Source organism: Bythopirellula polymerisocia (assembly GCF_007860015.1).
Lineage (GTDB): Bacteria > Planctomycetota > Planctomycetia > Pirellulales > Lacipirellulaceae > Bythopirellula > Bythopirellula polymerisocia.
The window spans coordinates 1,478,925-1,493,701 of record NZ_SJPS01000001.1 but is presented as its reverse complement, the minus strand read 5'-3'; the positions used below and the strand labels follow the sequence as shown (position 1 = coordinate 1,493,701).

The 14,777-nt window shown below is 52.6% G+C and carries 7 protein-coding genes; 2 read left to right on the top strand and 5 right to left on the bottom strand.

Going from position 1 to position 14,777, the window contains the following annotated elements:
- Nucleotides 1-35 precede the first annotated feature (35 nt).
- Nucleotides 36-1,913 carry a pectinesterase family protein gene (locus tag Pla144_RS05950; RefSeq protein WP_197530410.1) on the bottom strand — a complete coding sequence of 626 codons (1,878 nt, stop codon included), beginning with the start codon at nucleotides 1,911-1,913 and terminating at the stop codon, nucleotides 36-38.
- Nucleotides 1,914-2,191: 278 nt separating this feature from the next.
- Here Pla144_RS05950 and Pla144_RS05945 point away from each other — a divergent pair, with 278 nt between their 5' ends.
- On the top strand, nucleotides 2,192-3,220 hold the full coding sequence (locus tag Pla144_RS05945) for a substrate-binding domain-containing protein (RefSeq protein ID WP_146448765.1): 1,029 nt from the start codon (nucleotides 2,192-2,194) through the stop codon (nucleotides 3,218-3,220).
- A gap of 384 nt (nucleotides 3,221-3,604) precedes the next feature.
- Nucleotides 3,605-6,850 carry an autotransporter-associated beta strand repeat-containing protein gene (locus Pla144_RS05940; RefSeq protein WP_146448763.1) on the top strand — a complete coding sequence of 1,082 codons (3,246 nt, stop codon included), beginning with the start codon at nucleotides 3,605-3,607 and terminating at the stop codon, nucleotides 6,848-6,850.
- A gap of 130 nt (nucleotides 6,851-6,980) precedes the next feature.
- On the opposite strand, the gene Pla144_RS05935 is transcribed toward Pla144_RS05940, so the two are convergent.
- From Pla144_RS05935 to Pla144_RS05920, 4 genes are all read right to left on the bottom strand, one after another.
- Nucleotides 6,981-9,314, bottom strand: coding sequence for a hypothetical protein (locus Pla144_RS05935; RefSeq protein ID WP_146448761.1), 2,334 nt, complete (start codon nucleotides 9,312-9,314; stop codon nucleotides 6,981-6,983).
- Between the two features lie 141 nt (nucleotides 9,315-9,455).
- Nucleotides 9,456-11,879 (bottom strand): hypothetical protein, encoded by a 2,424-nt coding sequence (locus tag Pla144_RS05930; RefSeq protein WP_146448758.1) that lies wholly within the window; start codon nucleotides 11,877-11,879, stop codon nucleotides 9,456-9,458.
- A 48-nt stretch (nucleotides 11,880-11,927) separates the two neighbouring features.
- Nucleotides 11,928-13,511: a right-handed parallel beta-helix repeat-containing protein gene (locus tag Pla144_RS05925; RefSeq protein WP_146448756.1), complete on the bottom strand. Its 1,584-nt coding sequence runs from the start codon at nucleotides 13,509-13,511 to the stop codon at nucleotides 11,928-11,930.
- Between the two features lie 278 nt (nucleotides 13,512-13,789).
- Complete coding sequence (locus Pla144_RS05920) at nucleotides 13,790-14,743, bottom strand: PEP-CTERM sorting domain-containing protein (RefSeq protein WP_146448754.1); 954 nt, start codon at nucleotides 14,741-14,743, stop codon at nucleotides 13,790-13,792.
- Nucleotides 14,744-14,777: the final 34 nt, after the last annotated feature.

Genomic DNA, 14,777 nt, shown 5'->3' with positions numbered 1-14,777 from the left:
CCGAATTCTACATCAGCTGCAGTGATTCCAAGTGATCAATGAGAGAACAGCGAATCGGGCAGCAAGTAGAGGTTGAGTGATGGTTCAACCTCGACCAATTTGCTTGCCAACGTGACTGCAATTCGCTTCGCACCCGCAGGGGTAAAGTGCGTTGTGTCGCCGAGAGGCTGAATCCAGTCGCTTGACTGTGGCCCGAGTCGCTCGAATAGCTCGCGTGTAAGTCGATTCATATCAACGACCGGGCAGCCGAGATCCTCGCCTACGGCAAGTACCGCTTCAGCGTAAGTCAGGTTGCCCTCAGTGGGATCGATACGATCACCTTCCACAAAAATCCGCCGAGTCGTAGGAGTTATCAGGACCACTTTCGCACCGCTATCGCGTGCCTCTTCGACATAGCGGGCAATATTCTTGCGGAAGTCGCCGTCTGGCGAGGGATCAGTCTCGCGTTCAGGGCCTTTACCTGGATTGTCGTTGTGCCCAAATTGGATCAGCACGTAGTCGGCCTCCTGGCCGATTGCACGATTCCAGTGTCCTTCCTCTCGATAGCTCTTGGAACTCCGACCTCCCTGAGCTTCGTTGATTACAGTCACCCGCTTGTCAAACAACTGCCCAAGCGCCCAACCCCAACCTTGGTATGCGTGGCCCCCTTCGTAGGTAGCCACCGTCGAGTCTCCCGCCAGTACAATCTTGATTTCTTTGCATGGTGAAGACTCTGGCAGGGATTGCGATTCGACTTGCCTTGGCGAAAGAGTCGCAATAGTCCCCAGTATTGAATCCCCCTTGGTTTCTAAGCGAATCGGAGTGGATTCAATTGTCCCCCCTTGAAAAATGAGCCAATCACTACCATCACCTTCACTGAACTTGGCGATGGACCCATCTTCTCGAAGAACTTCAACTTGATCGGCACCAACAACACATTCACTAAAGTGAACGTGTACTTCATTGTCTTTAATCTCAAGTTCAATAATGCTCGGTGCACTTGTGGATTCTGGGTCCCATCGCCCAGCAAAGGTCCACGCGGGCGTGATTTCTTCAACCGAAGGGCTGCCGACAGCGGTTTCAAGATTGTCTGCAAACCAAGAATAGTCACCTTCCTCTCGGTGGCAATCGAAAAAGTATTTCCTCTTGTAAACTTCAGGGTCTGCAATACCACTAAGGTCCTTAACAACGCCAATGGGTTTGTCTAAAAGGTTTTCAGCAAATCGGCAATCAAGCAGATAAAATTGAGACGGATAATGATTTCGACCAAGCCAAAAATCAGGCGGACCATCAAAGCTACAGTCTCGCAACACAAACTTCATGTCGAGGTCCATGTGTCCATCGTGCCACAGGGCGGCACTGCGGCTTGCAGACTCGAACTGGCAATCACGCACAAAGCACCATCCCCGCGGGCAAACGAAATCGACTCCACCTTTGAACCTGCAATTGCGGTGATAATACATCCCGAAAGAAGTGTTCCACAGTGATACGGTGTCACCTCCTACGCCCACCACGTCGCAGTCATCAAGAATGAATCTTTGTGGCTGTCCGTATAGCGCGAATGCATGCTCGGGAGTTTGCTGAGTGTTCTCAATAGTCAAGTTGCGAATCACATTGTCCGTGCCGTACACGTTAACCACGCCTGCACCAATCGGGTCGTAGCGGCGGTCATATTCGCTCCGAGGGGCGTTGAACTGGAGTCGCACTCCTCCGCGACTTTCCCCAACAATGGAGACGCGGCTTTGACGAAGCAGCACTTTTTCTTCGTAAACTCCGTCGCGGAGAAAGATCGTGATGCGGTGTGTGTTGCTGACCGGAATCGTTTCGATGGCGGCTTGCAAAGACGTGAAATCGCCGCTCCCATCAGAGGCTACGACCATATCAGGAACATGAGTTTCAGGAGTACCCGCCGTCGCAACGGAAATCAAGCACATGCCCATGAATCCAAATATGCCTGGAAGAAAGCAACCCGCAACAAAACAACGAAAATGCATGGTGTAGTACCAGAGGGGGCGCACGGGAAAAGATATGAGTCCAGCGAATTCTCCAATAATACGAGACCCACTGAGAAAAATATAGGGAGCAAGAATTTGCAAATCTGTTCAACTCGTTCCAAGACGACTTGCTTCATTAACGCATCCCAATAGATAATAGGCTCTGCTATTCAATCTCTTCAACTATTTCGTGCAAAGCTGTCATTGCGAGGTATCTGATGTCGGAAAATCGAATCTGGTTATGGGTTTTGTTGCTTGCAGCAGTTGGGGCCGCATTTTGGTACCGCAGTCAAATCCTGCCAGAAACAGATTCTCTTCCACCTCAGACGACGCGAGTAGTTTTTGTTACGGGAGGGGACAACGATTATTGGCAACTCACGGCCAAAGGTGCTGAAGCCGCGGCACAAGAGCACAATGCGAAGTTGAAGATAGAGATGCCTTCCCTGGATGGGGGCTTGGAAGAGCAAACGCAGATTCTCCTCGGCCTGAATGCGGATGAGATTGATGGTTGTGCCGTGAGCCCTCTGGACGCCCAAGGTCAGACGTTGCTGATCAACCGACTGGCCGGCAAGATGAACGTTGTTACCTACGATTCTGATGCCCCTCTCTCTGAACGCCAATACTACATTGGAACCAGCAATTACCTTGCAGGCAAGACGGCTCACGAATTGGTGCGAGAAGCGATTCCAGAGGGAGGCAAGATTGCCGTATTTCTTTCCAACATGACCAAGAACAACATGCTGGAACGCAAATCCGGTTTTGAGGAAGGTGAGCAAGAACAATCAAAGAATCCAGGACAAGACGATTCGGCACTCAACTGGCAAACTGTCGCATACTTAACGGACGATGGAGATCGAGCCAAATCCCAAGAGAATATTGCCAAAGCCATGGAAGACCATGAGGATCTCGCCTGCATGGTGGGCATGAATGCCTACCAAGGTCCACTGCTCTTGGAAGCCCTCGAGAAAGCGGGGAAGCTTGGCAAGATCAAGCTCGTCGTATTCGACGAACTCGATGACACTCTCGATGGCATTGAAGCGGGCAATATCTACGCTACTGTCGCACAAGACCCTTATAAGTACGGCTACGAGGCAGTACGGATGCTGACACAGCTTCACAATGGCAAGTCGCGTGAATTACCAATCGTGGGAGGCGGAGCGATCAACGTCAATTGCCAGCCAATCCGCCAAGCAGACGTCGAAGATTTCAGGAAACGCCTCCGAGAGCGTCTGCAGGAATCGAAGTAGTATGGCATTCGCCGTAAGCTGTTTCTCCGTTGTTTCCTTTGTCGAAAGGGTAGTTCTGTTGGCAGGTGAATCGTCGCAATGGAATGCGAATTATTCGCCAGTAGGTTTACCAACCTATTGGGGCGGAGTGAGAAGTTGTTGAATTGCCTGAGGTGGACTGAAAAAGATAAGTGCCTCCCTGCGCCGACAAAACTACTCGCCCTACAAAAGTTACTCATTAAAACTCTAAACCTTTCGGATAAATTCGATAGGTTGCGCAATCTCGTCTGAGATTTGCAAGATTTAAGTCGGTTGAACGCCCCCACCAAAATGTCTGTTTGTAGTGTTTATGTACAATAGAAGTTGGGCGTAGAAGTTGCGGAACACCTATACAGAAACAGGCAAATGCGATATCTCGTACTTATCGGAGTACTCACACTTCTGTGTGTTTGCAATACATCAGAGCTCGCTGAAGCTCAAGTTAAGGCATTCCCAGAGGCGGAAGGTTTTGGACAGTTTGCTACGGGCGCGCGCACCAACCTCGGTTCAGCCAGCGTCTATCACGTCACCAACCTCAACGATTCAGGTACCGGCTCGTTCCGCGACGCTGTTAGCCAGTCGAATCGCTTCGTCGTCTTCGACGTCGGCGGGATCCTTGAGCCGAGCAGCCCCCTGACGTTCGCCAGCAATCTCACAATCGCCGGCCAGACCGCGCCCGGCGGCTTCTCAGTGTACGGCAACCGGGCCGCCTTTCACGGCGCCAACAATCTAATCAGCCGCCACTGGGCCGTGCGGCTCGGCACGAGCCAGGGCCGCGTCGACGCCGCCTCGATCGTCCGGGGCACGAACATGATGTTCGACCACATGTCGATCACTTGGGGCGTCGACGGCACGTTCGACATCAACCCCGACACCGGCCAGATCATCGACAATCTTACGATCCAGAACTCGATCATCGGCCAAGGCCTCGACGTCGTCGGACATAGCACCGGTGGCCTGATGCAGCCCGGCGATGGCAGCCGCTTTAGTATCATCAAGAGCTTGTTTACTGACAACGTGACCAGGAACCCCAAGGTCCGCGGCGAGAACGAGTTCATCAACAACGTCGTTTACGGCTGGGAATCGGCCGGCTATATCATGGGCGATACCGCCGGCACGTCGCACGCCAACGTCGAGGGCAACTACTTCATCGAGGGGCCAATCGATGGCAGCGCACCGTTCAAAGATGGCACGCCCACTTTCCACATCTACGCAAATGACAATTGGGTCGACTCGAATCGCGACGGCATTCTTAACGGCACTCTCAATACGAGCTATCCAGGTGCGGACGTCGTAGCAACTCGCCATGCCTTTCCCACTAACACAGCGATGACCGCCCAGCAGGCAGTGGCACACGTTGTTGAGAACGCTGGGGTCTCGATTATCCGCGACGCGGTCGACACCCGACTGATGCAAGAGGTCACCAGCTACGGTACTCTCGGAGGCGTGATCGTCCGGGAAAGCGACTTGTTCCCCGGCTACGGTACCAATCCCATTTACTTAAACCCCCGTGCCCGACTTGTTGATGCTGACAAAGACGGCATCGCCGACAACTGGGAACTCTCCCGCGGGCTGAACCCAGCCAATGCGATCGATTGGAAGGGACTCAACGGCGCCGGCTATATCCGGCTCGAAGAATACCTCAACGAACTTGGTGGCGACGGAACCGTTGTGACCTCTGCCGGTGGTTCATGGGCGAATGCTTCATCTTGGATCAGCGGCGTACCGACGCTTGCTGACGACGCGATCGCGACCGGTAATCTCAGCCTGACAGGCGGGCACGCGTTCGCTCGACGACTTAACGTTGATGGCTCGATGAACGTTACGGGCGGCACACTTGACGTCTTCGACACGGCGACGTTGAGTCACTCGCTCACAATCAGCGACGGCCAGGTCACGTCAGGACGGACGCTGGTCGCTACTCCGAGCCAGGCTGGGGCAATCACCATCGGGACTGGGGGCATGCTCCAGACAGGAACCATTGCCTCCGCCGGTGGTACTGCCACGCTCATCTTCAATGGAGGCATGTTTCGAGCGACCGGCGTACCCGACATCAAGGTTGCCACAACCCTCGGCGCCGTTGGCGGTACGATCGACACCAACGGCTATAGTGGTGAAATCTCTGGAAACATCTCAGGCACCGGCGGCTTTACCAAGCGCGGGGCGGGCAGTCTGACGCTTTCGGGAGTTAACACATTCAGTGGGCCAGTTCTCATTCAAGAAGGATCAGTGAAATTAGGCCCTACGGCGTCGATCTCGAACGTTTCCTCAGTTGAGTTGGAAGCCGGCACCACGCTAGACGCCTCCGCCGTGTCAGGCGGGCTGATTCTGGGCAATTCGCAGACGATCGCAGGTAAGGGGACCATTACCGGCAATCTCACGGCAACTGCCGGCTCGTTAGTTCGCCCCTATGGAGAAAAGACTGGTTCGGTCCATACGATCGGCATCCAGGCTGAGGACCTCAACCTCAGCAGCGATTGGGCAGTATTCGACAACGCCGTCCACGGCACTGGCAACGGTGGTTCCTACAACGGCAGCGGTCTCTTCGGTGGCGGCATCGTAATGGTGAATAACGAAAGCCTTAGCGCTCCCCTCGCGAGCGGACTGATTTCAACTACAGTTGATATTCCCCAGGCTGGTGCCTGGTATCTGTTCGCACGCATCGCAGAGCCCAGTTTGTCAGTCATACCTGGCGACACCTCAACCTCAGCGGGCGGCAACAATAGCTTGTGGGTGTCGGGGCATTCCACGATCCTCCAAACGACAACTTCTTTTTATGAAGAAGTCCAATCACCCGACAATGCCGCCGACGCAGCCAAATGGGTAAAGCTATCCCCCTCGTTGCCTGCACTTGCTGGTGTGTGGACCGCGCTTAATGCTGGCATCGACTACAATCTTTCCGTCGGTCAGAAATCGTTTGCCATCGGCGGGCGCGAAGTCGGCACAATTCTCGACGGCTTTGTGCTGACCACTGCAAATCTCGACTCTTTTCAGCTGGATACTGCCCTCAACGGCTCAACAGGTTTTCTCCTTGGGAGCACACTCACCGTGGATGGCAACTACACGCAGTCTTCTGGCGCCAAAATGGCCATTGAGATCGGCAGTGCCGATTCTTACAACAAGCTTACTGTCAATGGCTTAGCCTCGTTGGGAGGCATGCTCGACGTTGTACTCGCAGATGATTATCAGCCGAGGGCTGGCGAAATCTTCGAGATCCTCTCAGCCAGCAACGGCATCGCAGGGACATTTAGCGAGGGCATCTCCTGGCCGGCACTTAGTGGACTGCTTCAGTGGGGTATCAGCTACGAGAGCGGCACAAATCGCGTTCTGTTGGACGTCTCCACGCCATTCACTGCTGACTTCGACGGTGATGGGGATGTCGATGAGTTTGATCTCGCCAGATGGCAATCTTCCTACGACTCGACTGTCAACGGTGACTCCGACGGAGACTTCGACACCGATGGTTTCGATTTTCTCACTTGGCAAAGAGAGTTCACAGGTGATCTCTCGTCACCGCTCTCAGCCTCAACTCATGTGCCTGAGCCCTCTAGCGTTGTGGCATTGCTCGGACTGGCCACCATCAGCATTCTCTCTCGACCTCGATATTTGTGAATATATCTGAACTATCTTGACTGATAGTCGCATTGCCTTGCGACAGGCGACTACCCGGGTTTGTCTGTCTTTATGATCTTTTCTTCACACATGAGCCAGTTACATGATTCGACGAATTCCTTTTTGGCAGTTATAGCCTGTCTCTCACTGGTTCCTTTATTTCATTGAGTTGGGACGAGGGTCGGCAAAACATCACAAGCGTGCCGAGCAGTAGAACTAGCCCCGCAGGCTCGGGTACCGCTTCCGCTGTGGCCAGTAGCCCAGCGTTATTGTACTGGGTTTGCCAAATCCCGAGATCGACACCATCGACAGTGCCATCGTTATTGGCATCCCCTGTGGCCAGCGAACCGGCATTGCCGAACCCTCGCTGCCAGATGAGGAAATCACGACCGTCAACTTCACCATCCCCATCAAAGTCAGCGTTTGCTGTCGCGGGCGGGGAAGCTAGAGTTGCATCCACGACCAGCCGAGGAGCCAGCAGGCTATCGCCTTCGTGCGAAAAGAACGTGGCGTCGTTAGTTCCCGTGGCGTTCGTCTGCTCCAGTATTAGCGTAACCAAGCCCGCTTGCGGAGTATCCTCAAAATAGGCGGCTAAGTTCAACATCACCGCCAAGTTCAAGCCGTCGAACGACGCAGTTTCCCCAGCAACCATAGAACTAATCGAGAATTCACCCAGCGAGAAGAGCCCCGGCGTGTCTAACGGGAAGTTGTCTTTTTCCGCAGGTTCACCATCGGCCGTATACCGAGGATCGATACCGAGAGTGCGGCTGTTGCCGTCGAACACCAGACCAGGCGCGTCGGCAAACTCTACTAACGATTCATCCCAGTCCCAGTCGTTGCCATCGTGCTCCAGTCCGTACACTTTGAAAGTGTGAGTGCCGGTTATGGCTTCTGCGGCAGTCAATTCCAGCACTGCTTCGTTGACAGAACCGGGGACGATTTCCGAGAGATCAAACTTCAGTACAATCGCCTGATTCTTCGTGCCACTAGCGCCGTCCCAGAGTGCGTTCAGTGTACTCCCCGTACCGTCACCACTGCTTGTAGCGCTCGTACCACCATTCTCGTTCACCTGCGCGTCGCCTCCCAATCCGTAGCCTGTCAAAACTGTGTGAGATTGTGTGTTCGTAGGCATATAGGCATTTGGAGTGAGCGAATGGATGTACTCCTCCAGGTAAGTGTAGCCGGACGTGGCATAGGTGGTGTTTAGTGGCGTTGACGCATCACCATAGGTGGCCAATGCCCAGGTGTCAGGGACGCCGTCGTTGTTTGAGTCGGCCGCCGGAGTACCTGTTGGCAGCGACGGCAACGATCCCCACTCGCTCTCAGAACTGATATGCCCTGGCTGTTGATTAATGACGTCGCGAATCATGTCGCGATCGTGCGCGTCGCGGAAGTTCGTCGCGCCAACGCGGCTGAGCACCTGCACATAAGCCTGCTGGGCAGTCGTCACGCTGGCTTCCGGTATGGGAATGCGAGATCCCAACAGAGTGTAGGAGGCACCTACCCGAAACATGGCCGCCTCATGACTATCTCCTTCCAGCACTGGCACAACTCCATTGATCAGCCCGTCCGTATTATTGTCCATCAGGTTGCCTTCGACATAGAAGCTCGACTCCGTGTCGGTGTCTCTTGCAAAAGCGTGATTTGTATCCCCTGTCTCGGGACCGCGTATGCCGTAGTTACCCACCCAGTTGACGGAGTATTCATTGCCGCCGTACGCGAATCGGTCGCCAGGGTTGTAGATAACATTATTGACGAAATCCAGCTCCATGATCATGTCCTGGCTTTGTTGCAGGCGTGGATTTCGACTTCTGTTGTGGGCGTAAAGGTTGTGCGCATATGTATACGTGCCACCGTTGAGAGGTGAACCATAGCTGTGACTGAGCAACCCCTGTGTCATGGTCGACCACTGAACGGTCACATTATCTGAATCGTGTGTTACGGATATGCTCTCATCGACAGACCAGGAAGTGGTTACGTGATCGACAATCACACCGTTGGCAGTCTGCACCCAAACTCCATCGGCGTTGACGGAGGCCTCACCCGGTCTCACCCGAAGGAATTGCACCACCACATTGCTAATGGGGTCAACGATGTTATTGCCATTGAACAACGGATTGATCCGTAACCGATATCCCGAGAGCGTGATGCCACCCCCGGGAGCAGTTTGACCGGCGACCGTGATGTTGTCCTTGCCGTTGAAATCGAGACTGCTTGCCAGGTTGATCGTCCCTGCAACGTCGAACACAATCGTCCGCCCCGAGGTGGGCGCATTCTGAATTCCAAAACGCAAACTCCCTGCGCCAGAATCGTTGAGATTCGTAACCTTGTATACATCCCCGCCACGTCCACCGGTGATGTTCTTGGCCACTCCTTCTGCACCTGGAAATGCGGCCAGCTGGGCCTGCAAAGTAGGCTGAGAACACAGAGTTAGAATAAGAGCTAGCAAGCAACAATTTCGCATTCTGGGTGCCTATCTGGTCGGAAGAAAAAAGATCCAAATTAGGATACATGTATGCCTGAAAGATCCTAATCAGCCCTGAAAAAAACCCTGTCCGGCGAGTGTGCAACACATGGCACGGGGAGGAGAAGGAGAGAAACCGTTCTAAAACCTGACATGCCTCGCTCGGCAAAAAAATCCCATAATGCCTAGTAGCAGCGTCAGCCCAGCTGGTTCAGGGACCACCTGAGATGTGGCCAGTAGCCCAGCGTTGTTGTATTGGGTTTGCCAAATACCGAGATCGACTTCGTTAACGAAGCCATCATTATTGGCATCCCCAGTGCTCAGTGTTCCGGCACTACCATAACCACGTTGCCAGGCAAGAAAATCACGGCCATCGACATCGCCGTCGCCGTCGAAGTCCGCGTTCGCGATTACGGATGCCACAACTGAAAGTTGACCGGTCGTAAGAAGATTGGAATCATCCCAAGCCAAACCAGTGCTCAAACCTGGAAGGTCAAGAGTGAAAGATCCCTCGGAAGTCGAGAAATCGAACAGATCAAAAGAATCGCCTGCCTGAGGATCAAAACTCAGCAGGTCGATATCCAAAGTCCCTCCTGCCATCAGCGATCCACCGACTATTAGTTTGTCGAAACTAGATGTTGAAGCAATTTCCATTCTAAGTGTGCCACCGGAGTTTTGGGCATAATTGCCAGAGATGTTCATTGTGCCAGGCGAAGCGCCGGGCAAGACCAAGCCTTCATTGAGGACATTCCCGACGATTTCTCCGTCGCCACTGAGTTCGCCCATAGCTCCCACCGTCACGATTGGAGCAAACAAGGTTCCAGTGGTACCCATCACCAGAGTACCGTCGCCCGTGGCAGAGCCAACTTCGACACCCTCGGCTGCGTTGAGCCAACCACTGTTGATGCTCAGCGTGGCACTGTTTCCAGAGTTAGGAGCGATCAGTAAGATGCCTGCATGTTGGCCGACTGCATCCACCACAACGCTGCCATTTGCGATTACAGCAAGGTCATACTTAGAGGGTTGCCAATTCGAACCGGCAGTAATTCCACCATCGTCAGTTTTCCAGTTGGTGATCTGAGCGTAACGGGTGTTTGTGGACCCATTGAATACAATCGGTGCCGGGGCGGGAAACTCACCTTTCTCGTTGATGAACTCAATAAGATTTATGTACCCATCGTTGTCAAAGTCGGCGTTCCAGACCAAATTGCCACCATGGAGCGTCTCCCATGCATCGGCCATGCCATCGTTGTCGACGTCGTAACCGACTGGGTGCGAAGTCTGCGGTGCGGAAGTGACGTAAGTCAATTCGCTGGCAATGGGGGCAGAAGCAGCGAGGGGAACACCCGTAAAGTTCGTGACATTGCTAATCACACGCGAATCTATCGCATCACGAGCCCACCAAAAATTGCCGACGTAATCTACAATCTGGTTGTAGGCGTCGGTTGCTGTTTGGGTAGTCACGGGTGGCGTTGCAAAGGGGGACGGCATGAACTCCAGCGTCTGGTCGGTCTGATTATTAATGACAAACATGGCCGTGCCAGTGTTGGTCCCATCGAGTACTCCATCGGCTGGCGCTCCACCCGGAGCGTCATCGGGGTCGATAAAGTTGCCCGACTGATACACGCGCGAAGTGACATTCTTGTCCACACTAAAAGCAATAGTCGAATTGCTCAGTGTCCCTGGGCCAGAAACAATATAGTTTCCGACGTAGTTAATATCCGTAAATTCCTGTTCGGGCTCGCTGCTGCCCCCGGTATAGCTGGCTCGATCACGATAGTTGTAGACGACGTTGTTGCGAAAGTCTGCCGTAAGCGTCTCAGCATCGTATGATCCGAAGCGAGCTTGGCGACTGGCATTGTTTGCATACAGATTGTGATGGAACGAAACGTTGGAATCAGTCTTAGGACGGATCAGCGAACCATATGCATGGCCGCTTACCAAAGCGTCATTAATCATGGAATATTGGACCGTGACATTCGTATTGTAATTCGTCACGGACAGAATCTCGTCCTCGGCCCAGGAGCCAGACACGTGATCAAAGATCATATTGGTGGCTATGCCAGCAGTGCCGCCACCGGCAAAGGTGATGGCATCAGCGCCATTTCCTGACCCTTTGCGAAAAGCCATATAGCGCAGGATGACATTGGCCTGCTGTTTGTTGTTGCTATGAGTGACTTGCGTAGTATCGCCATAGATCGTGACCGGACTTGGAGCAGTCTGACCTGCAATGTAGTAATTGTTTATGTTCTTCATGTCGAGACTATCGCTGGTGAGTTGGATAGTTCCTGCCACATCGAACACGATGATCTTATTAGAGCTATTCTCTTGGAAAGCACCGCGGAGGGACCCAGCCCCGGAGTCGTTGAGATTGGTAACGTGGTAGACGGTTCCGTTTGAAAACCAGCCACTAGCCGGCGCAGTTCCAGTGAAATTGCCACCAAAGCCCTCGGCACCTGGAAAAAAAGGCAATTGTGCCCAGCCTACCGACGCACAGCCTACCGACAAAGCAACAACCACCAACAAATAGCGAATGTTTGTCATTGCTTTAAAGTGATTAAGCATCAAAGTATACCCTCAAATAAATGAATAAGTTTCGTGGCGGTGAACGGCCTACCTTGCCTCTCCGCTGTGAAATGTTAAACCAAGGGGACGTTGGAAGCCTAATGCGAACGTCGTCAAGAATAATAGTAAAACTGTGTGAGGCTCTGGTACTTCGATCGTAGTTGATAAAAGAGGCATTGCGGGAGAATACCCACGTTGCCACGCAAGAAAATCAATGCCATCGACATCGCCATCTTCGTCGGCGTCACCTTGCAGGTGAGTAGCCCCACTTAGCGTGCCATAGCCGGCTTGCCAACTAATAAGGTCATCGACATCAACGCTGCTATCTTCGTTGAAATCCCCCGCGGCATAAGTAATTGGTGCTGTTTCAAATGCTCCTAAATCGGGCGCCAAACCGTTAAATGCCAGGCCAACGTCGGTCCCCGCATCAATTAGGTTGCTGGTGGAGACGAGTCTCAGGAAATCGCTAATCGGCAAGCTCCCATCTGGATTGCGCGGTCCGCGAGCTAGCGTGTCGTCGAGCGACAAAAAATCTGCAGCGTTCACGGAGATACCGTTCCACGTATTAAATGAGTGGATCACTCCTGAAAGAAAAACATCGCTGCTGTTGCCATCATAGGAGATGTTGTTTTTTAAAACGTGTAGGTTTTGCGTTTCGGCGGAGGTCTCGTCGAAATACCAATTTCGATTGTTATTGAATCCAACCGAATTATTGACGATCACACCTGTGCCGTTGCCGTTGATGTCGATGCCATTGTTGTTCTCCCATGCTAGAACACGGTTCAGAACATGGGCACCACCATCCTGTCCGAGCTTAAAGCCGGTTGCGTCTCCGGCGAAATTGCCTGCTGTAAGATTGTTTGCTTCGAGTGCATCCTTAGCAAAGAACTGTGGCAACAATTTTCCGTTGTCAAACGACCAAGAGTCTTCGACCAGGGCTCCGCCGTTGCTTCCCCACATGTCCCAGCCATCGTCGGAATTGCCCCAGGCCCGGCTACCTCGCACTGTGTTACCAGGTCCCAAGTCGTTGAATTTGATGGCAAAACCATCAGCGTTCTCGCCGTTGGCCGACGGGTCATAGTTCTCATAAGAGTCCGTATTAATAATCTGATTATGGGCAGCGAATCCGCTAAGTTGCATGCCGGAGTCGCCGTTCCAGCGAGTGACTATTTGTTCGAATGTTCCATAATTGGCGCCACTCCAAATGCCATTATCCCGTGCGTTCTGAATCGTGAGCCCTTTCAGGCTGACATAGTCAGCTCCATCGTCAAGTTGAATTCCCCGGCCACTTGATTGGCCCCACAAACCATTAGACATCGAATCAAAATCCAAGATTGGAGATTCACCCGGATAAGACCATATGTTAATGGGACTAGCTAGGGTGCCCCCTTCATCGCTACGGATTTGTATTCGTGAATTTAGATTGTACGTGCCGCCACGAACGAATAGCGTATCACCTGGATTAATGTTGTCGATCGCATAGTCGAAAGTACCCCAGGGGTTTCCCAATGATCCGGGATTGCCGTTACTCCCCCCTGGAGCGATGAAGAACTCCGCCGCGCCTGCGAAAGCAATGTCCAAAGCAATGGCGCAGAAAATCGCCATTGCACTACTAGTTATTCTCTTTCTCATCCTGCCTCATTGTTCCGTAAATAGGGGCGATTCAGTTGCTCATTGCTGTAATTTACGCATATGTGAGAAATACTATTCCAATTACGTGAATGACTTTCCACTCAGTACCAATGCCTGCCGCTAAGAACTGCCTGAGAGAGATCGGCTATGCAGACAATTGTGGTTTCTAAGAAATGGCATTGTGATTGTTGGTCAAATATTTCGAGCTAAATAAAAGGCGGTGCCCCTTTGTCAATGAGGAGCACCGCCGGGTTTTCAATTCTTACAAGGATTAAAGATTAGCGTTGCCGACGGCAGCCCATCGCCATTGCACTCAGCCCTAACAGAACTAGTGACGCAGGTTCTGGAATAGAACAGTGTTCCACCTTGAAAAGGCTAGTGTCGAAAACAGCCGCGGTCGTAACCGCATTCGAAGGCCTCAGGCTGAACGTGTCAAACTTAAAACTACCATTGTTTGGCGCGAGTCCAGCGGCGCTGACTGAGACACTACCAGTTCCGTTCAGTCCGGCACCCGTCATTGTGGATGTAACATCAAGCAGGCCAGCTGCTGTTCGTGTAATCATCATTTCAAGGGTGTAAGTTGTTCCATCAGTATATCCGGCGTTTCCAGTCGAAATGCCAGGTGCATCAGCAACTGTCGCCCAGTCGCCTGAAGAGCTCAAAATATTGCCACTTGCCCCTGATCTTTCCATAAGACGAAAAGCAGAGTCACGGCCAAGTGTCTGTCCCATGTTGATGAACATTCCATAACCCGAGTAGGCGTCAGAACCGGGCGCACCACTAGCGACCAGTCGTGCACTAGCTGGGCTATCGACCAACGCAACTCTTAAGTTTTGACTTGTATTCGAGGCGTTAATGGCGTCCATAGAAAAGGCCCATGTCAATTTCAACGAGTCGCCTGGATTGGCAAGCTCGACTTCACTTCCTTCCGGAGTGAAATAGGAAGTCCAACTGGCACTGGATGTACTCACGGTCCCTCTCAAAGGTCCGCCTGGGCCAGTGGGATCCAGGACGGTAGTTCCACCATCGAACCACATTGATTCGATATCACCATCGAGATCGCTGTCGACTCCGTTCTCGGAATAAGTTGGAACGGCTGGGTCACTGTCAGTGCCGTCCCGCCATGTGTCGTTTACAACGATTCCTGCTGTAGCCATACTAGCAACACAGCAAACCAAAGAGCCAGCGAAGAGACGCTCGGCTAATTTCTTCAGACTTCTCTCAAACCTCATTAGAACTTCCTCCAATTGCAAAAGTAGCAAAACA